This window comes from Citrobacter sp. Cb080 (assembly GCF_030334745.1).
In the GTDB taxonomy this organism is placed as follows: Bacteria; Pseudomonadota; Gammaproteobacteria; order Enterobacterales; family Enterobacteriaceae; genus Citrobacter; species Citrobacter braakii.
The window spans coordinates 377,516-401,509 of sequence record NZ_JAOWDG010000069.1 but is presented as its reverse complement, the minus strand read 5'-3'; the positions used below and the strand labels follow the sequence as shown (position 1 = coordinate 401,509).

Genomic DNA, 23,994 nt, shown 5'->3' with positions numbered 1-23,994 from the left:
ATTATCCCTTCCCTGAAATGTGAACGCGATGCCCGCATGAAATAAGTCGCTGCGGGTTGGCTGATTAGCTGCTGATCGAGGGAGATTCGTGTTTCAACATAATCTGCCGCAGGTGAAGGAAAGCCCATGTTTACGCCCTCTCTTGAATACCGGATAAAAACACAGTATAAATACTGTATATACATCCAGTAAAGAGGAAATGAGCAATGTTCGTGGAACTCGTTTATGACAAAAGGAATTTTGATGGGCTGCCTGGTGCAAAAGATATCATTCTGGGCGAATTGACCAAGAGAGTGCACCGGATTTTCCCGGATGCTGATGTTCGGGTTAAACCGATGATGACACTGCCGGCGATCAACACTGACGCCAGCAAGCATGAGAAGGAACAGATAAGCCGTACTGTTCAGGAAATGTTTGAAGAGGCTGATATGTGGCTGGTAGATGAATGATGGGCATCGACAACATAATTATTTCCGGGATTAGAATTTACTTCCCGCCAGATAATGTGCTTCCAGAGCCATCAAAGGACATGCTCACGTTTGCCGTTGTTTTCGATGCTGATACCTTAAAACAATATTTACTGTTAGTTCACAAAGAAAACAAGTGGCAGATGGCAACGCAGCAACTGTTCGGCAGTACAGCACAAGCAATTACAGCCGCGACAAAAATAGGAAAAAGAATCTGGCAATAACTTCATGCGCTTATACACTCATCACTGCGCCATGACATGAAAACTAAACCTAGCCGCGCCCAGGGCTCGCATATGCAGGTCGCGGCAAGTAGATCATTCAGGGGCATCGGGCCAATCAATATTTGGTGCGGTGCCGGTATCTATTGCTGTCACAGCATCGATATAATCCATCCATATATTCAGGCTTGCTGATTCAACATCCGTTAGCGCACGCCCCATCAGTAGCTTAGTTTGCCAGACGGTAATCTTCTGCCTGGACTTCTCCAGCAAGAATTGTTTATGCGTCTCAGCCTGAGCAATATATTGTTCTCGCGTCGGTTCTGGAACAGGAATGACAGTAACAATTCCGGAGTCATCGACTGAAAATGTGGAACCGGGGGCGCGGCCCATTGCTTTTCTGTACTCATCCTCTGATACATCTATCGCGCCAGCAGGTATTGACTCATAGCTGCCATCTTCAGGATAAAACAGCCCTTCAAAATATTTATATTTCATTTTAGTTCACCTTATTACCGGCCAATTGCCCACCAAAAACAGTTCTCCGGTACACCACCTGGTGCATAGTTCTGTATTCTTATTTGTTGAGTGCCCTCCGGGCTCACCCCCATTCCGGCATTTGAGCCTGGAGCGCCCCGGCCGCCACTGGCCCACAAAATTTCATTTGGAAACGCTTCATTGACGTTATATGCAGCATTACTGCCCGGAGCAGTAGCAATTATGCCCCACTGAAATACCAGTTTCTGTTTGCCTCCCCCGGCACCGATAACATCTATCTTAAAAACCCCGTTGGGTAGCACAGTAGCCCGAAAGCTGGCCATGTCTGGAATGCCGTTAATTAGCCCTGCATCAACATTGCGTTTTGCCGCTGTTCCCAAACCAAGGTTTGAGAGAGCCTCTGCAATTGCTGCAGGCCCGTCTGCTTTGATATCTGCAAAAGGATGTGCGCGGATTAACATCAGCGCCTTCAGGGCTGTCAGTAACTGGTTATGCTTTGACTTATCCAGATTAACGCCGGTTGCTTCTACAACTCCCGCCAGTTCTTCCTGCAACATATCAAAATAATCGTTATCAAGATCTGTGGCCGGGGTTCCTGTCTGGGGGTTACCTGCAGTAAAGCCGTTCTTGCCCGCGCCGAATTTATCTTTTTGCGCAGTAGGTGTGTCAATGCGATGCATAATGTCTCCGGTTACGGATATTTGAATATTACGTAGGTATGGGACGGGCACAGTTTATTGATAACGCACTCGGCAACAGTATCGCCCCAGTAACGAATGGGCGTTTCGCAATTGTCTGAGCAGGTCATCCAGGTGGCGTCCGTTGAAGCAGGCATATTTACCTGCCAGTAATAACGCCATTCAGTTGAATAGGTCGCATCCATACACGACGACGTACATTTGAAAGGTCCCTTGTTATAGCGCGTGATAGTGGCGCCGGGCTTCCCCAGAGCGGCCAGTTGACGAAGATAGAAATCTTCGTTGATTCCTCCGGTAAGATTAACTTTTGCGTCCAGCCGTTGCTGTCGCTGCCGTAACGTCTGTGTGCCTGATGGTATGCATTCATCAGGCAGACCGCAGCACCGCTCCCATCGGTCAATAAGTTCTGTTGTGGTACGCGGATCAAGCTCCTGCATGAGTTCATCAGCACGCTGATGCACCCTGAGCAAAGAAGGCGCTACGCCACTTATTGCAACATCGTCAACTGACCATGCAGGTCCGGGTGGAAGCAGCGCACTCAGTAACTGGACATAATCATCATTACTCACGCCCACGTTATTACCCCCAGTACAGCCAGTTCATTTTTTGCAACTGGCGTATCAACTGTTGGAGAAAGTAGCTTATGGCTGTACTCACCGACAGCTATAGAAATCGCCTCGTTTGTACGGGATAGCTCAAGCGTCCCTTCCGGATAGCCGTCACGCAGCAGAAATGAACGAAGCTCGGCCTCAACTGCGGCGCGTATTTCAGGAGTATCCGGGTTCAGGTCAATGGTGTAGTTGACCGTTTTTGGCGTCCCCTTAAATACATAGAGGTCTGAACCCGCTACGGGTGCCAACGGTTCAATATGTGCCTGAGCCGCAGCAACTGTTGCATCATCAAGAATCGGGTTAATCAGGTCGCTACTGGCAATCATAACGCCGACCGTTCCCGTCCCCATCCAGTGCCGGTAAGTCCACGCGCGTGTTACGCCGGGCACTTCTTTTGCCCAGACAACATAATCTCCGTCAGCGCCGCCTTGCGGGGTCCAGTAGTAGCGTTCCAGGACACGGGCACGCCAGACATCAAGATCTTCAATATCAAAACCGCCAGTAACCGTATCGGCCATGCCGCCGGAAGGAAGTCCGTTAACCGGCGTAACCAGTGAGAGCGCCTCACCATCATCCATATTTCCGGTTATACCTGTCATGCTGCAGACAACGGGTACACGAAGCACGCCACCGGCACTTGTTGCGTCTGCCTGAACGATGTACTGGACGAGATCGTCACGCTGAATTACCGAGCCGGCGCTCACCTTCAGCCCGTTCGTTACGCCATCCCAGCGCATAAAACCTGATGCGGCTACGGCATCTTTTCTCGGGCATCGCTTCATAGCAGCATGCCGATAAAGCCATGACTCATCGCACAGGTCAGGCAGCATATTCATCGCCAGATAATCGATATAGCCATAAACCGTATGCAGCGCCCCGGCATAAACCTTGGCCCTGACATCTTCATCCATGCGGCGAAGCTCATCATTGATGTCAAGGCGTGCAAAAAGGTCTGTGCGGATCATGCTGATGTTTTCGGCCAATGTTGGCCGCTGAAATTCACTGTCCGCCATTGGTGATTACACTCCACAGATCGTTAAAAGAAATCGTTACCGGACCATCCCGTCGCCAGAGAACAATCTTATTCCCCAGTTCATTAATACCGGTTCGCTGGATATCAATGTCGATACGAGATACCACACCGTCATCCAGCATCCATTGAAGAGCTTCACGCAGATAGTTGCGCACGGTATTCACCAGGGCGTTCGTGAGCTTGCTCCGCTGGAGTAGCCACAATTTCGAACCATAACGGTCGTTCGCGACAACCGGCCAGGTATCGCCCCACCACCCCATCGGAACATCAGCGTTATCATCAGGATCGGCGCGGCGGTGGGTGAATAAAGAAATCACTACAGCGCGGGTGAGCGGATCAAGCTGAGAACCAGCGCTTACCCGTTTCCCATTTACCGTAAGCCAGAGTTCCATCACACCTCCATTTGTTTATCAGGTGTATCGGTGTTATTGCCCTGCCCGTTTTCTCTGTGTTTATGCCCGTTATAAGCAACACGCATCGCCGACATTGTCTGGCCAGAAGTATCACAGAGGTCTTTGATCTGGCCCGTTGACTCAATATCCATTTCAAAGCGGGCTTTAGGCGCGTTTTTAAACGTAATCACCTTGCCACCACCATCAACAACAATCCCGGCGCGTGTCAGCGTGACTGACTGCCCCTGGTCATCGTAGAGAGCAACCTCCCCCGTTTTGAGCCCCTTCATGCGATAGCGACGATCAGACACGGTGATCGCAACGGCGTGAGAACGGTCACCATCAGGAAATAAAACAACAGCCTCAGCCCCCGCTTGTGCACAAGAAGTGAAGCCATAGGGTTCAAGGTGCTCAATACCCGCCTTTTGCTGCCCAGCCAGTAACTCAACATCTATCATCTGGCACTTGGAAGCTGCGTTGATACTCTTCACAACAGCGCGTCCAATGAGTCCCAGAACCTGTCTCTGAAGGCTTTGCATTACTCCCATTAGAACGGGTCCTCTTTGACTTTGCGTTTTTTAGCACGCTTCTGACTGCTCTCTTCGGGCTCAGGAAGATAGGCATCCGGCGGCCCGACGCGTAACTCTGTCAGGGTGCCGTTATTGTCTTTAGTGAATGAGACTTCAGAGATGAGGAGTTCGCGGTTGTTGAAGCCGCAGATCGGATCGAAAACAATAACCCGCTGGTTTGGCTGCCACAGAGAACCATCCCCCTGTCGCCAGCCCCACACCGTGTACGTGGCTTCATCGGTACGTGCAGCGCGTTGTCGCGCCTCGAATTCGGCGCGCGCAATGCAACTGGCGCCAGTCGACTGCCCCGTCTGCTGTACTGCCATGGGACGATAGCGGCCAATTGATGCGTCTGTTGTTTTTGCGCGAAGCGCCGTTGTTGTCGCAGCCCCAAAATCATCATCGTTTCCGGCACGCTGTCCAGATACCTGGTAGGTTGAAAAACGTTCACGGATACTTTTCTCGGTATCGCAGGAAATAACGTTTTTACCCAGCACCAGAGCTGTATGAGCGCGCGTGCTACCAATGCCGCCGATAACAAGCCTGCCTCGAGGGTCGTCGTAGGCCAGCGCCTGCTGTTGTCCAAGCATCTTGTTGAGGACTTCGATAACCGTTTCACCGTGATCGGGTTGTACACCGGGAATAGCGCCACCCGGCGCACCAGCGTTTACAACCGCTATACCGAAAGGTCTGGCAAGTGCAGCGGCCACCTGAACGAGTGATTGCCCATTGAATTGGGTCGGCTCAGCGGCACAATCAATCAGATCGGCGGTCAGACTGCGCCCGCTGATTCCGACACTGATTGATCGCGCATCATAGCGAACCGGCGTTGCTTCAACCCAACCGGTAACCACCAGGTCATCACCAATTAGAACCTCGACTTTGTCGCCGTTTTTAACCCTGGGATGAAGTGACGCAACACCATCACCACCGGGCCACTGTCGGGTGATCTCTACACTAAAATCTCGGGCCAAACGCTCAATCCCGGAACCAATACGAATTGACGTCCAGCCCCCCCCACTCACGACCGTTAACACGGAGAGTTACGTTATCGTTCATCGTACAGGAACCCTCAGTGGAGATACCGGCACAAAGCCCGGGTGAGCCACAGCATTACGCCTGACAATGTCAGACTCCCGTGCAGCGTTATCGAACCAAGTGGCAGCCAGAACCAGTGCCGGAGTTACCTCATCAGGGGTTCTGATAACGGTCTTTTGGGTCTGCACCAGGCGGTGTTTTATGTCGTTGTTAAGGTCAGACTTCACCCGGCGCAAAGCCAGAAACAAACGGTCATCGGTCGTGCGGGATAGTTCTTTATCAATCGCAGTATTCAGCGTGTCACGGATATCGACCAGATCATCCCATGTAGGCACGTCGACAACTGTCGCTTCATCAGGAGCATTATTCAGCTCAGGATGAGTAACAGAAGGCCAGCCAGTGGACTGCTGACTTTGCTCGCTTGTCGTGACAACTGGCGCGGGTAACGTCGTGACAGCATAAGCCGCTTCGCTTATTGCCGTTGTACGAACCGCGCTGGCAACATAATTACTTTGCTGTTTCTGGCTCTGCGTCGTCTTGCTGTCCGTTTTCCATACGCCACGCGGTGCCAGATCACTCCCCATGGAGATACCTGAAAAGTTTTTAATCATTGTGAACAGGTCGCTGGCATTACCAGAGAGCCGATTCCCCGAACGCCACATTGCCTGCAGCTGGTCAACGAAGCCTTTTCCTGAAGATGGCGGCGGGAGCAGAACAGAGATATCCCCCTGCATTAGACGTGCGGCGGCGGAAATGCCAGAATCGACCATCGCCATTTTGTCAGAGACATAGCCCAGCATGTTGGTCGCATCGTCAATCACACCGTTCTGAACGAAATCAGGCATGCCGTCCATACCGAACGTCTCAAAGTTATCGCTGATACAGTCATCCAGTGCAGAACATGAGGACACCAGCGTATTCGCCGTGGCTGCGCCCGCCGTTGGATAGGAAAGCTCACCCGCTTCGACAAACTGCAGATCAAAGCGCACCATGCGCCCTTCGCTGCTCGTCGTGCTGACTTTAACTTCACCATCGACACAAACACTCGACTCGCCATAGGTCGGGTGAACAAGCGTTCCCGGCCCCGGTTTGTTGAGCGCTTCAATTAGTCTGTCGCGCTGATCGAAACAATCATCGCCTATGACATAGGCGGTGATATTCGGCCGGAAGGTGACCTTACCGAGATCTTCGGTGTAGGGTTTATCGCGGTTGGGGTATTCGTGTGTTTCAACTCTACGACCAACTGCGGCACCTTCGCCTTCGACCTTAAATGGTACGCCACGGAATGACGCATCCTGAAGCCTGTCTTTCCACGCCATAGAAACTCCGGACATAAAAAAACCCGCCGAAGCGGGCTTATGCTAATGAATTAATTACTTCGTTAAGAAAAGTGCGTTTTGATAGTTTTTTTGTTGGCCGTCGATAAACTTCTTAATGTTTTCGTGTGAAAAATCTTTGATGTATGAGCCTTTAACCATAGGTATTTCTTGCTCATCCAGTGTTAATGTAAACAAAGGCTGATGTTCACTTGTATAACGTACCGCTGAGGTAACTTCCAGTTTGGCATCATCAATAACACTAAGATTTTCTGCTGTTAAACGCTCATCATCTTTACTCTTCCCTGAATTAAGGGTCTTGAGTATCTCCGTTATTTTCGCATCCAATTCATTTGAAAAATCATCTGGATTCCCATTGGATATTAAAACTTGTTCACCTTCTTTAAATATTAATCTAGCACTCAGCAATTTTTCCTCTTTGTATACATCACCTAATTTTACAGAGCCTCCAGCAAGGGGAATTACATGCTCATTCTTAAACGAAATGTTATCAGAGATGATAAGCGCAGAAAAAACAACCGACACACCAACTATTACACTGGCAATTATATGATTTTTCATGATGACCTTGAGTGATTAACTATTATTGTTCGCTATATACAAGATAGCGCTCTCAAAATACATCGTTCTATCCACCCATGCCAATCTTTCCTATCCGGGTGTAACCAACATCGGTACTCACGTTGATACCTCTGGATTTCGACTCTGTCACTGTTGTTCCAGGTTGAGCACCTTTTAGCTCAACAACAACTCTGGCCTCTGGCTGTGAAGGTGCCCCCTTATTAATCTGATAAGGGTTATAGCCACTGCTAGCAACACCAGTACCATAAGCACCGTAACCACCAGCGCCCCACTGCGCAGCGTTAGCAGCAGCAACAGTGTCACTGGCTCCATCAGAGAACCATTCAATAATAGGTTTGAGCTTATTCCACATATCCTGGAACCACTTAACAACTGGCCCCCAGTTATTGATGATCAATCCTAGTGGTGTCCAACCAAAGACTGTTTTCATCAACTCCCATCCGACTTGGAAATATGGCCCAATCTTATTCCACATTTCTTTAAACCACGGGCCTACCGTACTCCAGTTGGCAATGATATAACCTGCGGCCATTGCAATAAGTCTGAACAATATCCCCCACGGGGACATTGATATAGTCTTACTCACCAGACCTAAAGCAAAGTTAACTCCCATAAACCCAAGCTTTAAAGCAGCAAGACCAGCAACAAGGCCGACTACTCCCCTGATTACATCGGGATTTTTCTCGGCAAAGTTAGAAAATTTTTCCCCGAGGTCACCAAGCCAATTAACAATCTGTTTGGTGTCCGATGAAAAAGCACCACCTATAGCTGCGAGTCCATTTGTGGCCGTCCCTGTCATCGCCTCCCATAGGTTGGTAAGAGTTCCCAACTGGGCTTGAACTCGATTATTCAGACTGGCCTGTTTATTCATTTTTTGCTGGATCTGATCGTAGCCGTCTTTACCTTTGTCGATCAGGGCATTCACAACCTGCAGAGTTTCAGCATCATCGCCAAAGAGAGTTTTCAGTACTGAAGTTTTATCCGTATCTGTAAGTTTGCGTAGCTTGGCCAACTGGCTGAACATTTTGTCAAGACCACCAAAACCTCCTTTTCCGTCCGTAAAGTCCAGCCGAATACGTTGTTTCCTCAATCCTTTGTTAGTCGCTCTGACTTTTTTAAGATCAAGGCCAGATTGAATGACTTTTCGAAGGGCGTTACCGGCTGACTCCCCCTGCATACCCATCTGGTCCATCATGACGCTGATCGGAGCAAGTCCCTGAGCGGCTTTCAATCCGTCCTTATTAACCATCTTCAGAACTGAGCTGGTTTTTGTGAAAAACGACAACATGTTGGTGTCGTCGACACCAAGGTAAAACGCTTTCTGGATGGTATCAAACAGCCCCATCATGTCATCTGATGCGGTCCCAGTTGCGTCCTGCATTTTTGCGGCGAATTCTGCCGCTGCTTCAGGTGTTTTTTTAAGCTGTACGGCAAGGTATGCAGTCGCTTTGCCTACCCCACCCAGAATGTTTTCTGCCGGAATACCCTGTCGAACAAGCATCTGCATCATGTTCTGAAAATCAGCAGTCGTGCCAGGTAACTGATTCCCAAGCCCAACAGCCAGTTTGTTTATTTTTTCAAAACTATTGCCGACTTCTCCGTTCGTCTGCATCATCGCGACCTTCAGCCCTGTAGCCGCATTCTCCTGATCCGCATAGGCTTTCAGCGATACAGTCAATCCAGCAGCCAAACCACCAGCCAGCGCTAATCCACCCTTTGAAGCTTCCTCTGCCTGGCGCTTGAAACCACGGATGTTTTTCTGCATCCGTGAAAGTGCGGGAGATAACTTATCAACGCCAGTGATTAGCGCTTTAAGTTCAAATTCAGCCATTACGTTTTTTCTCCTGCTCAATCCTGTTCGCCTGACTAACCAGCAGAGGAATCTCACTGATTGGCATTTTCAGCAGTTCAAATGGGTTAATGCGCCAGTAGCTGGCGCAGTCAAAAAAACGGTCAGTGAGATAATCGGCTGTCAGGCCTGGAGGAAAAAACCTGCAACCAGCCAGCCTGCACTATTCAGATCGCCGGGTTTCATCTGATCTACCGTGCTCAGCGGTACATTTGCCAGCCGCACAATGTACTTTGCGATAATATGCGCCTGCAGTTTGATGGATTCGTCCTGATTCATCTGGTACGGATAACCAAGTTCGCGAACGTCTTTACCAGTCGGTTCGTTAAATTCCAGGACGCTGATCGTTTCACCATGCGCAGTTACTGGATGCTTCAGTTCAAGCTCTTTCATTACTGGTAATCCCCTTCTTCACCATGGAATTCAAGATCAGCCGTACCTTCTTCGGCGTTGTGGTTTGCCTCACCGTGTAGCCAGGCAGACGACAAGACATAAACCTGACCGTTTGCCAGTTCGGCGGTAATGGTCATCTGGTCTGAAGTCGTTACTTTGCTAACCGGAAAATCTTTCGGCACTTTGAAGGTGCCTTTGATATACGGCGCGCGGTGCGTTTCTTTACGATCCACCGAACCATCAAGGCCAATAACATCATCATTGACCTTAGTATTCATCGGCACCTCAATACCGCCGGTCATGGATAATTGCTGACCATCAATTTTGAAATAACAAGTACCTGCAATGCGCGGCATTATGCGGACTCCTCTTGATACTGAAGGCGGAACTGGTTAACGACCGCAAACACTCGCAGCTGGTTAACGTAGTCAGGCGGGAACAGGGTGTTGATACGGTTTGGGTTTGTCGCGTCACGTTCAACCTTCAGGTATTGCTTGAACAGGTCGTAATTTTCTACGATCCCGGCGCGCTCCATCTGTCGGTAAGTCGCCAGCAATTCCCCTTTGATAACTGCCGGGGTAACAATCGCCTGACCAGGACCAAAGCGAGTGCCGTCGTTCGCCAGTTTATGGCGCCCATATTTACTGGTGATAACCGATTTCAGCCTGCGCAAGACATAAGCGCTGGTATGCAGCGTCTCGCTGTCGAGATAGCTGTTGTCTGCAACACCGTAGGCGTTTTTCTTGTACGTTGTAACGTCGCGCTGAATGCGCAGCGTGCCGCTTTCAACGTATGAGGTTGCAATCCCATGTGACAGCAGAGACTGCTGCTCGGTCATCGTGAAGCGCTTCCCTTTTGGCGCTGGTAGCATGTCCACGAGTTCACCTGTCTGGGTTGGGCGCGCCGGATCATTGCGGATAAATACCGCATTGCGCGCGGTACGACTGGCCGCTAGCTCATCTGCCGGAGTCTGCGTTTCTTTCTCGTAGCCCGCCAGAGTAATGTGCTGCTGGTTAAGCTGATCCCCTGCGGCAACCAGCTCAGAAAGCGTTCCGAGTTTTGCAGTATAAACGTGGCCATAAAGCTGGCGCGCGTAGCTCCAGCGACCGCTGGTATCGTTCATTTCGCTGACAAATGCATTAACCGAGGCCAAATCATTGAACGGGTGGCCAATATAATCAAACGGCTCATCGGCCATAGCGGCAATAGCGCCATTGAGCACCGGAGCCCCCGTTCCGGCAGCGCCAGCAGCGACGGCTACCGCTATGCCTGCAGGCAACACTTCCCCACCACCGTAACCGTAATAATTCAGAACGACAGGGATTTCATTCCCGCTCAGACCTTTGTGACGTGCTGTCAGCGTGACCACGCCAACAGCAGACGAAGCGATAACCGGCAACGTAGGATCGGCATTGATTGCATCTTTAATGCTTGATGCCACAGCCTCAACATCATCACCGCTTACAACTGCTGCCTGAATACGAGTACGCCCGACATAAATATTCACCGTGCCGCTCTCAGTTGCTGCGCCAGTTACGGTCAGGGTATACGTGGCCGCCACTCCTGCCGCTGGCTCAGGGACAGCAATGATGTAAAGCTCACCAAAAGGATCGGTTTTACGATACGCAGCAACCATGCGTGCAAGCTGACTACCGGGACCACAAATTTGCTTTGCGTAATCTGCGGACGGCATCAGCACCAGTGAATCAGGCTGAATTGAAGCACCTGTATTCGCATGGCCCAGCAGCAATGATGGCGCTGACTCCTGACTTGTATTTGCCGCCGAATTATCCATCTCAGCATAAAACAGTGGCACCAGCGTATTTGCCGGGATAGTGCTGAAACTAACGGTCATTGGTTTCCACCTTTTTCTGTTTAACTTTGTTCACGCGCCTGATATCGCCAGCGGCTTCCCGGCGCAGCCAGTAGCTGCTTTCTTCAACATTTCGCCCTTCAACAGGCAAAAGGTCGCCTCGGGCAGGGTCATGTACTGACCGCCCTTTTAGGGGTTTTACAAACATGGTTTTCCTCAGGTGGGGAGAGTTATCTCTGTATGATGTTCGGGGTCCCCATCGGGGCCATGTCCCGGATCGATAAAATCAACATCGATAGCCAGCGTTTTGAATTCGTCCAGATTGTTGAGGTCATCAATCTGCCGCGTATCATCACTGCCGAGTTCGTTCTGCACTGTAAAGTCGAACTGGTAGCTCAGTTCGTGACGGTTCACATCGAGTAGCGTGCCGCCAGCATAGGTTATGGGCTCACCTCGCTCTTCCGGGTTCCACCCCAGCAATGCCTTGAACAACATCTGTCGCACGTCGTGAACCACGTCATAAGAAGCAAACTGCCCGCGCTCATCGCGACCGTTACTGACAAAAACGATTACGGAAAAACCTTCGGTCAAATCCTGCCAGTAGTCCGTCTGACTTTTCTGCTCGCCGGGTGAATCGTCACCGGACACCACGTAGGCCGCTGGTAGTTTCATTTTCCCGACTTCTGGCAAATCCTTAAATTGCGCAGCGCCAGCAACGCGATTTTCAAAAATGGGGCAGCGCGCACGTAGCGCAGCAATAATCGGGGCCAGTTTCATCAGCGCCGTTTCTCCGGTTTGAGTGAGAGCCGTAATTCCCGCGCCAGGTAATAACGCGTCCAGGGGCTGTTTTTATTGAGCGTTTCAACCATAAAATTATTACGCGGGGCCAGCCGCCAGCCGCTACCACCAGAAGCGCCACGGTGATGACTGCGCCGACGTTTTGCGCCACCGCGCACACCGTAGAAGAGGAATGCCGGGTAAAAATCGCCGGTGATGAGCCGGTTACCCTGCCCGTTCCTCTGGTTCGGTGCGATTCGAGCCATAAAACCTGGTCGTTTAGCACTGGCTTTAGGCACCATGTAACCGATGGATTTAGCCAGGCGGCCTGTCTGGTAACCGGGGTTTTCACCTGGTTCAGAACGACCACGGCGCATCACCAGACGGCGTGCGTCGCGCATATGGCGCTGGCCGATGGTGACAAAGGCACGCCGAACGCGCGCGCGATTGAAGCGCATTTCGTTCGGCTGCTGAAAATCAACGTGTAAAAAGGGTTCCGCCATTGGAATTACCTCCAGTATTTACCGGGAACTCACCAAGCTCAGTGCATTCCAGAAGTAAAAATCGGCGCTTGCTGTTCAGATCACGTACTCTCTTAATCCGGTACACCAGGTCGCTCAGAACCACTTCAAAATCAGTAGTGATCCCCCTGCGCCAGCGGATGGTGATGTAATGCGTTATCGCATTATCAGTCTGTGCCGTCTCCTGGTATGTGGTAGCGCTGGTCTGAACCACCTTTGCCCAGGCAGGGAACTGTACCGGATACGTTGGCTCCGTCCCCATGTCACTGCTCGGAGAATCGACGCGTTGCCGGATACTCACTCGTTTATCGAGTTCTCCGGGGTCTGGGAGCAAGTAAGTCGCACTTGTATTTGTCGACCGTCTTTTCATATTAATACCCCGATACTGGTAAACGTCGTGGGTATAGCAGGAACTCAAAAGCCTGGGGCGTCTCTGACATCTCTACCTCTGATACCGAGCTTCGATTTTCATACCAGTGGCTGATCAGCATCAACATCCCCAGTTTGATATCATTGGTGATCTCAATGCCATCTTCGTCCAACTCTGGAATATCCGCTTTTGTGGCGTAAAGATTACGGTTGAGGTAGGTTGTTGCTTTTGCCTCTGCCGCTTCAGCAAGTAAAGTCAGCAGCGCGTTTTCTTCCGTAAAATCTTCCTCAAGACGGCACTGAGCTTTTATTTCTGGAAGCGTAAGTAACATCCTGCCCCCTTATTTTTTACCCGTTCGTTTTTTGGCCTGCTCTGCCTGCTCTGCCTGCTCTGCCTGCTCTGCCTGCTCTGCCTGCTCTGCCTGCTCTGCCTGCTCTGCCTGCTCTGCCTGCTCTGCCTGCTCTGCAGGAGTATCCTCACTCACAGATTCTGCATAACCTTTTTTAATCAGCTCTCGACCATGCTGCTCCAGCGTTTCAAACTCACTGCCTTCATCCTGCACTGTACCGTTGAAATAAACCGGTTTAAGGGCTCGCATTTTCATTTCTGCTTCCTCAGGGTAAAAGCGACCCGAAGGCCGCTGTTATGAATCATTCGCCGCCAGGTGCCGGTGCAGTGAAGGTTCCATAGATGAACGCCTCCGGACGTTTGACCGCCAGCGCCAGACGCTCTTCACAGCGGATCGAAATCATGTTTTTCTCGAAGTCGTCGGCGTTCTCTGTGGAGATGACCACGTTCGCATCTTCACGGTCGAAGATCTGCGCTCCAGCGTTGAATGCGCCTGTCAGGAATTTACCCTGGAAGGCAGCAGCTTCGGTGGCAACAACCGGAAGTCCCCAAAGTGTCGGTCCCGTCAGTGCAGCAGGGTTGGCCAGGATATAGCGACCCAAGCTGTCTTTAGTCAGTTCAATCTTCGCCCAGTCAATGAAGTGCAGAACGTGACCGGAAGCAGGGAAGCGTGCCAGTTGCGCCTGCAGCATTGCAAGACGCAGATCATCAATACCGTTCTGCTGTGCAACAGCAAACGCCGCAGCATAAGCTGAAGCCTGAGGAACTATGCCATCGAGGTGAGCACCAGTGCCATCACCGAAGAGTATTTCCTGCTCTTCGACATACTTCAGACCATAACGAAGCTCAGCATCAATAGTGGACTGAAGCTGTGGCATATCGTCTAGGATCTGTTTCGCCGCTTTGAACAGATGGGCAACGGTGCGAACCGGCGTAATTTTTTCAGCAAACGCAATATCGCTGTACGGCTTGGTAGTATTTTCCGCCACCGCTTTAGCATTATTGGTAAATCCGGTCTGCTGCACCCAGTAAATGGTATTGGACTCGGTGCGCCCAGGCGCGATCAGATCGCGAATAAAAAGGCGCTGCTTCGGCTGTGCATCAATGCCAGGAAGACGGTCAGGCGCAACAATCTGACCAGGCACATTCACTGACAACAGAGCGGCACTAACAGGAATGCTCAGTCGCTTGTTGCCTTCAACACTGGCAGCAAAAGTTTTCAGCGCTTCAGCAGAAATAACCTGCTGGCCAACAGTCTCGACAACCTGTTTTGCATTTGCCAGTGGCATCTGCGCGACATGTTGTTCAAGGTCACCAACGGCTGCTTTTAGTGTTTTTTCAGCTTCACGAAGGGCATTAAATTCAGACGCCATTTTGTCGACAGCCGCCTTCGTTTCTTCTGAAAGCTGACCGGATTTTTTTGCCTCTTTCAGCGCATCTTCGGCTTTGGCATTAAACTTGCCTGTCGCCTCTTCGATGCTGGCGGTGACTTTTTTCAGGATTTCATTAACTTCAGACATAAGTGTTCCTTAATTGGCGAACGCAGCCAGGGCGTGTTCGAGTGAATTGATGGTTTCTGGTTTGATGTCGTCGGCAGCGCCCGGCGTACCGTCATTGGTTGTGGCAGCGCCAGGCATACCACCTGATAAGGCTTTAATGAGTTTTCGGCGCTCAGCGCGCGGTGTATTGGTTTTAGCCAGCAATGCATCTAATTTGCGGAGCGCGGCCGCCGGTGATTCGTCTCCGTCCCTGACTGCATCAGCAGAAAGCAGGCTGTCAGCCAGCCCTTTCGTCACAGCATCACTTCCGCCGATATAACTTTCTGCATCCATCAGCTTCTGCACGGCGGCCATATCAAGGCCGGATCGCGCTGCGTAGATATCAGCCATTGCGGTATCGAATGGCTCCAGTGACTGTGCCAGTTCAGCAAAGTCATGGCGGTTTCCCATCGCGTATACCCAGCAGTTATGGATCATCAGGAAGGCACCACGACCAATCTGAATATCATCCCCGGCCATCGCAATTATCGAGGCGGCACTGGCGGCAATGCCCAGCACCTTCACAGTTACACGGCCTTCGTATTCGCGGAGAAGGTTGTAAATGGCCAGGCCTTCGAACATGTCGCCGCCCGGTGAGTTGATATTCACCGTAACGTCGGCACCGTTCATCGCCCGAAGTGCACCGGCAATACGTTTGGCTGTCACCCCTTCGCCCCAGTAGTCCTGTCCGATAACATCAAAAACAGAAATGCTGTTATCGTCGGTGGCTGAAGCTTTAATCCCCCCGTCCCAGCGGTCCAGTGCAGAAGGTAAGGTTTCACAGGTAACTCGCGCGCAGGGTCGCCCCGCCGGAGCTACCGGAAGTTGTTTTTTACTCATCAGGGAAGTACTCCTAAGCGGCCTGTTTCAGCGGAGATTGCTCAAAGGGAATATCGGGGAATAAATGGCTATGCAACTCTCTAAGGGCTAAAGCCTGAACAGCAAGATTACTGTTTTCGAGATTTTTCAGTTGCGTCAGGTTGAGCTGAACGGTGTAAATATCGCCACCTTCTATCGGCGGCATGTTCTCAAGACGGCGAACGTCATTTCGCGACATCCAGCCGTTTTGCAGTGCGGTGGTGTAGTACGCAGCACGCCCAGCACTGTCGGCTCGGAGCAGACCTTCAACCGAGAATTCTGCGAACAAATCCTCATCACCGTTAAGCAGGCAGCGCGCGATCTCCTGCTCAATGTTCACCAGCATTGGACGCAGCGTATTAGTCAGAAATAGCAGGTTCATGCCTTCAACGCTCGATGCCCAACTGCTCTGCTTGGTCATGTGCCCTACCATAAAGGGAGGCACCCGGAACCAGCGGCAGATTTCCTCAATACTGAATGAACGTGATTCCAGCATCTGAGCATCTTCAGGATTAAGGGTAATGCCCTGGTATGACATGTCCCCCTCGAGAACCATCACCTTACCGGCGTTTTTAGAACCGACGAAACGATTGAGGTTTTCACGGTTTTTTTGACGCTGTTCTTTGGTCAGAAGGTTCTTTGACAGGAAAAATCCGGATGTCTGAATACCATTTTCAAATATCTTTGCCGCCGACTCTTCGACGGCCATCGCAGCACCAAACACATCACGCCCGGTGCGCATTGGCATCATTCCGCACACACCGTCCAGGCCAAATCCGCGAATATGCATCATGTTTTTAACCGGGATAATGCGCGCTACGCCCTTTTCTGTATATGTATACTGCAACTCACCGCTGTCCAGCCTCTCCACCTTCATGCACTGAGGCAGCAACGGAACCAGTGAAACCAGCTTGGCGCCAATCATTTTTTTTCTACATAGGCATTACCCCGAAGGCAGATGCTGGCTACCACCATCAACATAAAGCGCGATGGCGTCATTTCACTGTTGGGGCGGCGACATAACACCTGATAAGCAGGATGATTAAGTGCCAGTTTGCGGGAACCATCATCCGCCCGTTCGTATACCTTCATCGGCAAGGTGGAAACGGATTCACTCAGCAGACGCACGCAAGCCCAGACAGAAGCCAGAGCCAGAGCTTTTTCTGCTGTCACAACTTTTCCGCTACTGCTGGTTCCGTACCACTCCTGCCAGAAAGCAGCGTCATTCAGTCCAATCGTTTCGCCAAGCCAGTTAACAATCGCACTTTTGATGCGGCCTGGCCGTTTTTTTTCCTTCATCAGATACCTACCATGATCGGATCATCGAAAAAGTCATCAGGGTCGCCAGTCTCTGTAAGAACCGCATCCGCCGCCGCGCCAATGGCCATAGCAGAGGCCACCACGCCATCTATACGGCCAGTGCTCTTCTTCTTGGCAAAGATTCGGTTGTCTTTCTGGTCGGCCTCCAGAACAGCAGAGGCCGCATTCCAGCGCAGACAGGGGTTAGTGCGGATAATCAGTTCGCCACTGTTAAGGTGCTCTTCAAACAATTCAATGGACCGAGGCATCCAAAGCCCCGACTCCTGAGCTTTGTAAAATCCCTGTCCATGCGGAACCAGTTCAACATCAACAGACTGGTTCGCCAGTTCAACTTCGAGATATTTAATACGGTACTGGTCGCAGGCAATGCACCTGACACCGTACTTTTGTGTTAACTCCCCGATGCGGTCAGCCACAAACCCGTAGTTAACAGCCTTACCCGGTGGAGCATGAATAAACCCGTTACGCAACCAGGCATCATAGGGAACATGGTCGGTTTTGGCGCGCTCTAGTAGTGTGTCTTTTGGCGTCCAGAATTCGACCAGCAGTTTTTTGAATTTTGGAAAGTAAAGTGCCAGCGAGGTAAGGTCGCGGGAGCCGGAAAGGTCCAGGCCGCCATAGCACTCTTCACCTGCCAGATCTTCAGGGTCGAAATCCTGTTCGCATTTCATCCACGTATCGCTGTCCACCCATGGATCAGCAGATTCCACCCACTGACAGAAATTAAGGCGGCGGACGATACTCTCTTTTGACGGCATCCCGCGCGCCTGCGTCACCTGCTCACGTAAATATTTCTCGGTGAAGGTGTGCCCCAGCGACGGGTTAGCTTTACCCCAGCAGGATTCATCTTTAAACGGGTCGTCTCCTTCATCCAGAGAGCAGATGAAGCTGAAGAAACTGTCATCCTCCAGATCACCGGAGGCAACTTTGCGTCCGTACTCGTGATACTCAAAGCAAACACTGGTTTTATCGTGGCCGCTGTTGGTAATAAGGAACATCAACGCCTGCCGACGCCCCTTCGTTCCAGCGCGCATCATCTCAACGACCTGGTTGCTTTTATGTTCGTGAACTTCATCAATCAGGGCACAATGTGGACGGGGACCTGACTGACCATCATCAGAACTGATTGGCCGGAAAAAAGAACCAGTCTGAACAAACGCCAGATTCCATTCTTTTCCAGTACCACCTGATTTATCAATTCGCTGAGACAAAGCGGGAGACTGATCCACCATAGCCACAGCATCCCTGAATAGGATCATCGCCTGGTCTTTTTTGGTGGCGGCGGCATACACTTCAGCGCGTGGTTCTTTGTCGGCGACCAGACAATATAATCCGACTCCACCAGCGAGAGGGGATTTACCGGAACCCTTGCCAGACTCAACATAGACCATGCGAAAGCGTCGGTATCCATCACTGGCCTTCCAGCCAAAAATAGAACCCACAATGAAACACTGCCAGGGTAGTAGAATAAAGGGCTGCCCCTCATGCTCACCGCCGTTGAGCTTTAAAACTTTTGCAAAAAAATCGATTCCTCGTTGCGCGGATTCAATGTCCCAGGTAAGTCCCCGCGCCGGCCCGTTTTCCAGATCGCGGAGGTGACGTGCGCAGGCATTACGGATATCCGGCCCGGCAAGTACCTTCCCGGTTGTGACATCCAGCGCATACTGTGTGGCTGGGTCAACCGAAGAACTGGTTGAGCGAGTCTTCTTCTTTTTCTCCACCATCAACTTTCACCTTCGTTCTGGCGGCTGGGGTAAGACCGAATTCGACCAGGTAACTTTTAAAGCGGCGATCAGCGTCAGCCAACATGGCCACTGCAGGGTTTGCCTTAATCAAAAAACCGCCATCCGTCTGCACTGTATACGTCCTCCCCTCGTCAGCGATCGTAAGGCGCAACTGGAGTATGTCGGCGTAAATATCACAAAGGCGCTCCAGCGCCAGCACATCTGCAACAGTGAGGACCCCCATACCATCAAGCAGCACGGTCAGTTTTCCCCAGGCAACTTTTCCCCAGTCAGTGAGGTGTGCAGGAGGGCTTGGGATTTCTCTTATCGGGGTGGGTTCTTTGTCGTTGAGTTTACGTTTGCCCGGGTTACCGGTTACCACCTTCAGGTGGGACGGTTTCGGGCGTCTTCCTGCCATCGGAACCTCCCGGAAAAAAACTTTTCATTTCGCGGTTGTGCATAAAAAGGGGGGCTGGCGGTCAGGGAGGCGATGTCTCCTGAACTCTTTACCCGCCCTCCCCTTCGCGCTCGTGTCATCTCACCTTCGCCAGTGCGACTGTGGGTCGAGTGGCAGCCCGTTCTCATCACATCCAATCACGTGACCGCGTTTCTCTTCACGTTGTTTGGTAGAGTCGTGGTGCTGTTTACAGAGGGGTTGCCAGTTATCCTTATCCCAGAAGAGCTTCCGTGCCTTCGCTATATCTTCCTGATTGCCACCCTTCAGTGCTTCCTTCAGCTTATGAGGCCTTATGTGGTCAACCACCATTGCAGGGATTGCCCTGCCCTGACGACGACACATGACACATAGAGGATTAGATTTCAGAAATGAGAGCCTGGCTTTGTCCCAGCGACTGTTATAGATACGCGGCTCGGACATGTCTTCTCCTGTATTTGATGTGCGCGTGCGATGCGCATAAAAAAGCCCCGCAGGTGCGAGGCTATTGTTTCGTTGACTACGTAGAAGCTATTAATCCAGTTTATTCCTGTGATCCTGAAGCTTGCGACGTAAATAGCCTTCAAATGTTGGTGGGACAGAAATATTAACCGACTTTTGAGGGCCACCGATGTCATATTCGATTCGGTAATTTTGTTGCGTCACTTCAAACTCATCAACTTGATTAAGTATTTTGGGTTCAGCTATCCCCTTCGTTTGCTCATCGAACACTTTAACAATATAGTCATCGGCAGATTTCTTAATCACATCATAGCGAACAAGCCGTTGATTATTTTCACTGGTTATATAAAACGTTATTATGTCGGTATAGATCACAAGTATCTCCTTTCACTCATATTGAAGAGGAAACATTATACCTACAGGTAGCGATGTTAAAGCATTATCGCAGACACTCAGTGAATGCCTGCTGTAATGCTATTGCCGTTCCTGTTCGATCCGGCGTATTCCTGCCAGTTGGTTATTCGCTTTTTCAATAGCAGCCAGCAACGACTTAATCCATAGAACAGCCTGGCAATATGTCAGGGTGCTGGCGGTAGTGGCGTTATCACTGGCTGCGTCAGCGCTCCCGGAATCGGTGTGCATTGCCCCGGTACGTAAACGGTTCGCGTAGTCGAGCAACCCACCAGCGACATCAGCAGGAACAGGCAGGTCACAAGTTTTTTCACGTCGAAGAATCTCCCGGTATTCGATGACAGTCTTTTCGGTACCTGCATCGATCAACGAATTAAGGCGGCTGGCATTCTCAGCCACCTGATTGAAGCGGTTGAAGTTGAAAGCCTGCACCGCGATAACCCGTCCCTGTAGCGCGTTATCATGCTCCAGAACTCGCTTATCGCTTTGCGCTGTGCTCAGGTCAGCCTGGCTGTTTGCCAGCAGAACACCGAGAATAGCGACAGCGCCAACGACAATAACCACCGCGATAATTACCAGCCACCAGCGCCATGACGTTTTCAGTGATGCCAGTAGAGCTTCAATCATGATTCTTTCACCGAACTGGTGCCATTCATCAACGGTAACATGCGGCTATCCCTCGGCTCGTTAACCGGCCAACGATAACCCGTCACGCGGGAACGTGAGAATGCACGAATATTGATAGCGTCGGACTGATTACCACCGAGGACCATCAGGTCACCATTCTGGTGCTGCCCGACCACAAATCCGACATGGCCGCCGCCGTCGCGACTGAATACCACCACACATCCATAGGCTGGCTCGCGAAGTTCGACGCCCCAGCTGAGATAGGATTTTGCAGACTCGAAACGGGTGGATTTGATTCCGACGCGCTCAAGCATCGACCCGACGTAAGCGGCACACCAGGGCGTTTCATCATCTTTAATTCCACCTCGTTTAATGTCCTTCCAGAACTGGAGGATTAACGGATTGTGTCGCGGGCCTTTAATTTCCATCTGCCCCATATATTTACGGGCTTCCACCAGCCAGCGCGGTTCATTGCTGATTGTCATCGTTCACTCCTGCCCGTTTTTTAAGTGCGCTGATAGCGATTTCGCGCAGCTTGTCTACGCCAACGAATCCAATCACACCACCGACGAACGGTGATATCGATACCGGAAGGCCAACCACATCAAGCGCGCTGGTGATGCATAAAGAAAGGGCGCCACAAAGGACGCCCTCAAGCCATTTATTTTTTCGTGTTGCACCGTCATATATCAGACGACCATAGGCAATGAGTCCGGCCATTGACGCCCCCAGAATCTGGGGCCACGCATTTTTGAGTCCGGTCAAAACCGCAGCCCAGAATTCAGGGTTCTTGTCATTCATTTTCATAGCCTCACCTCGCATAGTTAGCGGGTGCTGTTTGTAGTAAGGGAGCAGGCTTCACGGGCTGGATTTATCAACAAAGCACGTAGCGGATGATTCCCGTGAGCCTGAAATAGAAAAGGCCACGCAAATGCGCAGCCTGTAACCAGAAATCAATATTGTCTTTACATCAATTTTTCTTAAGGTTAAATTCTTCTGACAAGTTGATGAAAGACAACTTGAATATTAGCTATTTGTTCTCTGTTATGCCCGCAACCCAATGCGGGCTTTTTTTCGCCCTGCTAAAAGTTCCACCGTTGTGAGCCTTTTTGCTATGCAATAATGGATGCGTGGTGCCGGGTGTCTCCCGGTGATCCTTTGGCTGACAACCCATGCCTCACGAACATTTCACAACGGGATATAGAAAAGGCCATGCATTTGCATAGCCCTGAAAGATGTTTATGCTTTATTAATTCGCTGGAATATCTGGCATGGCGCGATCCATAGAAGAGCTAATTAACGCCTTAATAGCGTTGCATACCTGATAAAATCCACCCAACTGAGATGAGACAGAAAAACGGGAGACGTCGTCTCCTGAGCCTACTTCAGCATAAAATGATGAGTTCTCATACCAGAGTGAGATGCTTACGCCCTGCCTGTAGCCACCTGTTAGCGGAGAATCATCAAGAGTGGTTGCAATCACGAAATTCAAGTGGTAACGGCTATCCATATTGAGTTGGGGGATTAAGACAGGAAAGAACTTCCCCTCCTCCTCCCAAATACCAATGTCCACATAAGGCCATCTTGTTCCGTCAGAACCAGTCCACTCACGAGATGTAAGATCAAGAGAACCTGAATACTCTCGTAGTAGTTCGCTCGCCTTCTCCTGAAGTTTATCCTGTAACTTCCATTGCGCCTCGACCAGTTTAGTGCGTTTTTCTTTCAGATCCTTAAATGTTAATTCCATGCCACTCTCCAGACAACTTTTGAAAGGAATCTGCATAGTAACTCACCCTGAAAGCACATGGTTATATTTCACTTACACTGAGTGCGAAAAGCAAAAACCCCGCCGAATGGCAGGGTTCATAATCAGTTTCATTTGGATGCACGTATCCATGATTAGAAGCATACACGACAACTTCGGACAAAATCAAGCCCTGCGTCACGAAAATGCTAAATATCACGCGTATCGTCACACAAACTGGTAATATCCTGAAAAGCTGAATCAGCTTTACCTTCTTCCTTGTGACAGATATCTACCAGCGATTCCATAAACGGTTTCCAGTTGCGGGTCCATGTTCTGACGTGCAGATCCGGGACACGCTTTAGAATCGCTTTATATGCCGCAGTAGACGGCACCGATGAAAAACCGTTTCCAGAGCAACGCTCACACGTTTTGAAAACCGGCGCACCACGTTCTTTTGTAGCAATGCGGTCAAGCACCTCACCTTTTCCACCACAACGGCAACGGGCGCTTATCGTTCCTTTCCCTTCACAAGCGTCACAGACAGCAGGCACAATCTCTGTAACTTCTGTCCACAACTCCCAGTCTGACGGACGAACTGCGCGCGAACGACTGGCCCAGTACGGCGCGTTACCCCACGGGTAAGATACTTTGCGCGTGGTTTGTGTGCGGGATGTTCTCCCGCTACCGTTGCAGGTGTGACACGTCACGCTGGTTGCCGCGGAACGGGAGTATTCAGCAAAGGCAAATTGCGCCAGCGTCAGCATGCACCATCCCAACTCACCACCGGCTGCTTTGCGCACATTCTTTGGTGCTGTCTCCATTGCGTGGCGGGCCAGCGCCTGAACCGCAAGTTGCTCATCGCTTTTGCTGATCCCGGTTTTACCAAAGAAAGCTGCCAGACCGAATCTCGCGCGGCTGCTGGTGGTGCCAATCGCCGCCATTACATCTGTTCCTGTAAGGCGGTCCGGAGAGGTTCCTTTCACGTCGTCGCTGATGTGCATTCCCTGAGGGCTGAAATGTTTGAGTGCCGCTTCCAGTTTCATTGAATGGTTTCCCCCTTTTCAGCAGTGCCAAACCAGCCAGGGTGCGCCCACTGGACATCAGTCACTTTATCGCCGTTACCCCACAGCGTCAGAACACGCATAGCAACGTAGTGCATAAGGATTTTTTCATGCTCTCGCCACTCATCATCAGGCTTATCTTCAAGAAACTCATCGATTGCATCAGCAATAAGGCCAAAGCATTCGGGATAGTCGCTATGACTGATAGCTATGTCTCGTGCAGCACCCTGGAGTTCCATGAAGCGCTTTTGGGTGAATAAATAAGACATTTCGTGAATTAGACGATCCATTATTGG

The 23,994-nt window shown here is 50.8% G+C and carries 33 protein-coding genes and 3 pseudogenes; 2 read left to right on the top strand and 34 right to left on the bottom strand.

Features of this window, described 5'->3' with window-relative positions:
- Positions 1 to 128, bottom strand: a pseudogene (locus OGV38_RS14665) (HumD family translesion DNA polymerase); the annotation flags it as partial.
- Positions 129 to 206: 78 nt separating this feature from the next.
- On the opposite strand from OGV38_RS14665, the gene OGV38_RS14660 reads away from it, so the two are divergent.
- Positions 207 to 449 carry a DinI family protein gene (locus OGV38_RS14660; protein ID WP_286473755.1) on the top strand — a complete coding sequence of 81 codons (243 nt, stop codon included), beginning with the start codon at positions 207 to 209 and terminating at the stop codon, positions 447 to 449.
- Complete coding sequence (locus OGV38_RS14655) at positions 446 to 691, top strand: hypothetical protein (protein WP_286473751.1); 246 nt, start codon at positions 446 to 448, stop codon at positions 689 to 691. Before OGV38_RS14660 ends, OGV38_RS14655 begins: the two co-directional genes overlap by 4 nt.
- A 93-nt stretch (positions 692 to 784) precedes the next feature.
- Here the strand turns inward: OGV38_RS14655 and OGV38_RS14650 are convergent, their stop codons facing one another.
- The 33 genes and pseudogenes from OGV38_RS14650 to OGV38_RS14495 all read right to left on the bottom strand — a co-directional run bounded on the left by OGV38_RS14650 (position 785) and on the right by OGV38_RS14495 (position 23,988).
- Positions 785 to 1,186 carry a tail fiber assembly protein gene (locus OGV38_RS14650; protein ID WP_088582997.1) on the bottom strand — a complete coding sequence of 134 codons (402 nt, stop codon included), beginning with the start codon at positions 1,184 to 1,186 and terminating at the stop codon, positions 785 to 787.
- A gap of 14 nt (positions 1,187 to 1,200) precedes the next feature.
- A complete protein-coding gene (locus tag OGV38_RS14645; protein ID WP_286473747.1) occupies positions 1,201 to 1,866 on the bottom strand; it encodes a hypothetical protein in 666 nt (221 codons plus the stop codon).
- An 11-nt stretch (positions 1,867 to 1,877) separates the two neighbouring features.
- Positions 1,878 to 2,459 carry a YmfQ family protein gene (locus tag OGV38_RS14640; RefSeq protein WP_075849392.1) on the bottom strand — a complete coding sequence of 194 codons (582 nt, stop codon included), beginning with the start codon at positions 2,457 to 2,459 and terminating at the stop codon, positions 1,878 to 1,880.
- Positions 2,450 to 3,508, bottom strand: a complete 1,059-nt coding sequence (locus OGV38_RS14635) for a baseplate J/gp47 family protein (RefSeq protein WP_286473743.1) — start codon at positions 3,506 to 3,508, stop codon at positions 2,450 to 2,452. The genes OGV38_RS14640 and OGV38_RS14635 overlap by 10 nt, the downstream gene beginning before the upstream one ends.
- On the bottom strand, positions 3,495 to 3,920 hold the full coding sequence (locus tag OGV38_RS14630) for a phage GP46 family protein (protein WP_049015482.1): 426 nt from the start codon (positions 3,918 to 3,920) through the stop codon (positions 3,495 to 3,497). The genes OGV38_RS14635 and OGV38_RS14630 overlap by 14 nt, the downstream gene beginning before the upstream one ends.
- Positions 3,920 to 4,468: a phage baseplate assembly protein V gene (locus OGV38_RS14625; RefSeq protein WP_088583000.1), complete on the bottom strand. Its 549-nt coding sequence runs from the start codon at positions 4,466 to 4,468 to the stop codon at positions 3,920 to 3,922. Before OGV38_RS14625 ends, OGV38_RS14630 begins: the two co-directional genes overlap by 1 nt.
- A pseudogene (locus OGV38_RS14620) lies at positions 4,468 to 5,548 on the bottom strand (phage baseplate assembly protein). Before OGV38_RS14620 ends, OGV38_RS14625 begins: the two are co-directional and overlap by 1 nt.
- A complete protein-coding gene (locus OGV38_RS14615) occupies positions 5,545 to 6,846 on the bottom strand; it encodes a DNA circularization protein (RefSeq protein ID WP_286473737.1) in 1,302 nt (433 codons plus the stop codon). Before OGV38_RS14615 ends, OGV38_RS14620 begins: the two are co-directional and overlap by 4 nt.
- A gap of 54 nt (positions 6,847 to 6,900) precedes the next feature.
- Complete coding sequence (locus OGV38_RS14610; RefSeq protein WP_286473734.1) at positions 6,901 to 7,425, bottom strand: hypothetical protein; 525 nt, start codon at positions 7,423 to 7,425, stop codon at positions 6,901 to 6,903.
- Positions 7,426 to 7,492: 67 nt separating this feature from the next.
- A complete protein-coding gene (locus OGV38_RS14605) occupies positions 7,493 to 9,277 on the bottom strand; it encodes a phage tail tape measure protein (RefSeq protein ID WP_286473732.1) in 1,785 nt (594 codons plus the stop codon).
- Positions 9,270 to 9,452 carry a hypothetical protein gene (locus tag OGV38_RS24975; RefSeq protein ID WP_117343990.1) on the bottom strand — a complete coding sequence of 61 codons (183 nt, stop codon included), beginning with the start codon at positions 9,450 to 9,452 and terminating at the stop codon, positions 9,270 to 9,272. Before OGV38_RS24975 ends, OGV38_RS14605 begins: the two co-directional genes overlap by 8 nt.
- Positions 9,419 to 9,688 (bottom strand): phage tail assembly protein, encoded by a 270-nt coding sequence (locus OGV38_RS14600; protein WP_000661045.1) that lies wholly within the window; start codon positions 9,686 to 9,688, stop codon positions 9,419 to 9,421. The genes OGV38_RS24975 and OGV38_RS14600 overlap by 34 nt, the downstream gene beginning before the upstream one ends.
- Positions 9,688 to 10,044: a phage tail tube protein gene (locus OGV38_RS14595; protein ID WP_049015471.1), complete on the bottom strand. Its 357-nt coding sequence runs from the start codon at positions 10,042 to 10,044 to the stop codon at positions 9,688 to 9,690. Before OGV38_RS14595 ends, OGV38_RS14600 begins: the two co-directional genes overlap by 1 nt.
- Positions 10,044 to 11,543 carry a phage tail sheath subtilisin-like domain-containing protein gene (locus OGV38_RS14590; RefSeq protein WP_286473728.1) on the bottom strand — a complete coding sequence of 500 codons (1,500 nt, stop codon included), beginning with the start codon at positions 11,541 to 11,543 and terminating at the stop codon, positions 10,044 to 10,046. Before OGV38_RS14590 ends, OGV38_RS14595 begins: the two co-directional genes overlap by 1 nt.
- Positions 11,533 to 11,709 (bottom strand): DUF2635 domain-containing protein, encoded by a 177-nt coding sequence (locus OGV38_RS14585; RefSeq protein ID WP_075847817.1) that lies wholly within the window; start codon positions 11,707 to 11,709, stop codon positions 11,533 to 11,535. The genes OGV38_RS14590 and OGV38_RS14585 overlap by 11 nt, the downstream gene beginning before the upstream one ends.
- 8 nt (positions 11,710 to 11,717) lie before the next feature.
- The gene (locus OGV38_RS14580) at positions 11,718 to 12,278 is read right to left on the bottom strand and encodes a phage tail terminator protein (protein WP_286473725.1); all 561 of its coding nucleotides are present in this window, start codon (positions 12,276 to 12,278) and stop codon (positions 11,718 to 11,720) included.
- Positions 12,278 to 12,781, bottom strand: a complete 504-nt coding sequence (locus OGV38_RS14575; protein WP_286473722.1) for a hypothetical protein — start codon at positions 12,779 to 12,781, stop codon at positions 12,278 to 12,280. Before OGV38_RS14575 ends, OGV38_RS14580 begins: the two co-directional genes overlap by 1 nt.
- Entirely contained in the window at positions 12,756 to 13,169 is a 414-nt protein-coding gene (locus OGV38_RS14570) for a phage head closure protein (RefSeq protein WP_286473719.1), read from the bottom strand. Before OGV38_RS14570 ends, OGV38_RS14575 begins: the two co-directional genes overlap by 26 nt.
- Before the next feature lies 1 nt (position 13,170).
- Positions 13,171 to 13,500 (bottom strand): head-tail connector protein, encoded by a 330-nt coding sequence (locus OGV38_RS14565; protein WP_286473716.1) that lies wholly within the window; start codon positions 13,498 to 13,500, stop codon positions 13,171 to 13,173.
- Between the two features lie 9 nt (positions 13,501 to 13,509).
- Entirely contained in the window at positions 13,510 to 13,773 is a 264-nt protein-coding gene (locus OGV38_RS14560; RefSeq protein WP_286473713.1) for a DUF7210 family protein, read from the bottom strand.
- 46 nt (positions 13,774 to 13,819) lie between these two features.
- The gene (locus OGV38_RS14555; RefSeq protein WP_286473710.1) at positions 13,820 to 15,037 is read right to left on the bottom strand and encodes a phage major capsid protein; all 1,218 of its coding nucleotides are present in this window, start codon (positions 15,035 to 15,037) and stop codon (positions 13,820 to 13,822) included.
- A 9-nt stretch (positions 15,038 to 15,046) separates the two neighbouring features.
- Positions 15,047 to 15,895, bottom strand: coding sequence for a head maturation protease, ClpP-related (locus OGV38_RS14550; RefSeq protein WP_286473706.1), 849 nt, complete (start codon positions 15,893 to 15,895; stop codon positions 15,047 to 15,049).
- Positions 15,896 to 15,908: 13 nt separating this feature from the next.
- Positions 15,909 to 17,212, bottom strand: a pseudogene (locus OGV38_RS14545) (phage portal protein).
- Complete coding sequence (locus OGV38_RS14540) at positions 17,212 to 18,957, bottom strand: terminase large subunit (protein ID WP_286473703.1); 1,746 nt, start codon at positions 18,955 to 18,957, stop codon at positions 17,212 to 17,214. The pseudogene OGV38_RS14545 and the gene OGV38_RS14540 overlap by 1 nt, the downstream one beginning before the upstream one ends.
- Positions 18,911 to 19,375 (bottom strand): phage terminase small subunit P27 family, encoded by a 465-nt coding sequence (locus OGV38_RS14535; protein WP_005120642.1) that lies wholly within the window; start codon positions 19,373 to 19,375, stop codon positions 18,911 to 18,913. The genes OGV38_RS14540 and OGV38_RS14535 overlap by 47 nt, the downstream gene beginning before the upstream one ends.
- A 120-nt stretch (positions 19,376 to 19,495) precedes the next feature.
- Complete coding sequence (locus OGV38_RS14530) at positions 19,496 to 19,834, bottom strand: HNH endonuclease signature motif containing protein (protein ID WP_286453228.1); 339 nt, start codon at positions 19,832 to 19,834, stop codon at positions 19,496 to 19,498.
- Positions 19,835 to 19,924: 90 nt separating this feature from the next.
- Positions 19,925 to 20,227: a hypothetical protein gene (locus tag OGV38_RS14525; RefSeq protein WP_286453227.1), complete on the bottom strand. Its 303-nt coding sequence runs from the start codon at positions 20,225 to 20,227 to the stop codon at positions 19,925 to 19,927.
- 99 nt (positions 20,228 to 20,326) lie between these two features.
- Positions 20,327 to 20,890, bottom strand: coding sequence for a hypothetical protein (locus tag OGV38_RS14520; protein WP_286473697.1), 564 nt, complete (start codon positions 20,888 to 20,890; stop codon positions 20,327 to 20,329).
- Entirely contained in the window at positions 20,887 to 21,375 is a 489-nt protein-coding gene (locus OGV38_RS14515; RefSeq protein ID WP_286473694.1) for a TIGR02594 family protein, read from the bottom strand. Before OGV38_RS14515 ends, OGV38_RS14520 begins: the two co-directional genes overlap by 4 nt.
- Positions 21,359 to 21,691 carry a phage holin, lambda family gene (locus OGV38_RS14510; RefSeq protein WP_094542926.1) on the bottom strand — a complete coding sequence of 111 codons (333 nt, stop codon included), beginning with the start codon at positions 21,689 to 21,691 and terminating at the stop codon, positions 21,359 to 21,361. Before OGV38_RS14510 ends, OGV38_RS14515 begins: the two co-directional genes overlap by 17 nt.
- Before the next feature lie 448 nt (positions 21,692 to 22,139).
- The gene (locus tag OGV38_RS14505) at positions 22,140 to 22,637 is read right to left on the bottom strand and encodes a hypothetical protein (RefSeq protein WP_000423994.1); all 498 of its coding nucleotides are present in this window, start codon (positions 22,635 to 22,637) and stop codon (positions 22,140 to 22,142) included.
- A 206-nt stretch (positions 22,638 to 22,843) separates the two neighbouring features.
- Positions 22,844 to 23,680, bottom strand: a complete 837-nt coding sequence (locus OGV38_RS14500; RefSeq protein ID WP_286473691.1) for an antitermination protein Q — start codon at positions 23,678 to 23,680, stop codon at positions 22,844 to 22,846.
- Positions 23,677 to 23,988: a hypothetical protein gene (locus OGV38_RS14495; RefSeq protein WP_121540165.1), complete on the bottom strand. Its 312-nt coding sequence runs from the start codon at positions 23,986 to 23,988 to the stop codon at positions 23,677 to 23,679. Before OGV38_RS14495 ends, OGV38_RS14500 begins: the two co-directional genes overlap by 4 nt.
- Positions 23,989 to 23,994: the final 6 nt, after the last annotated feature.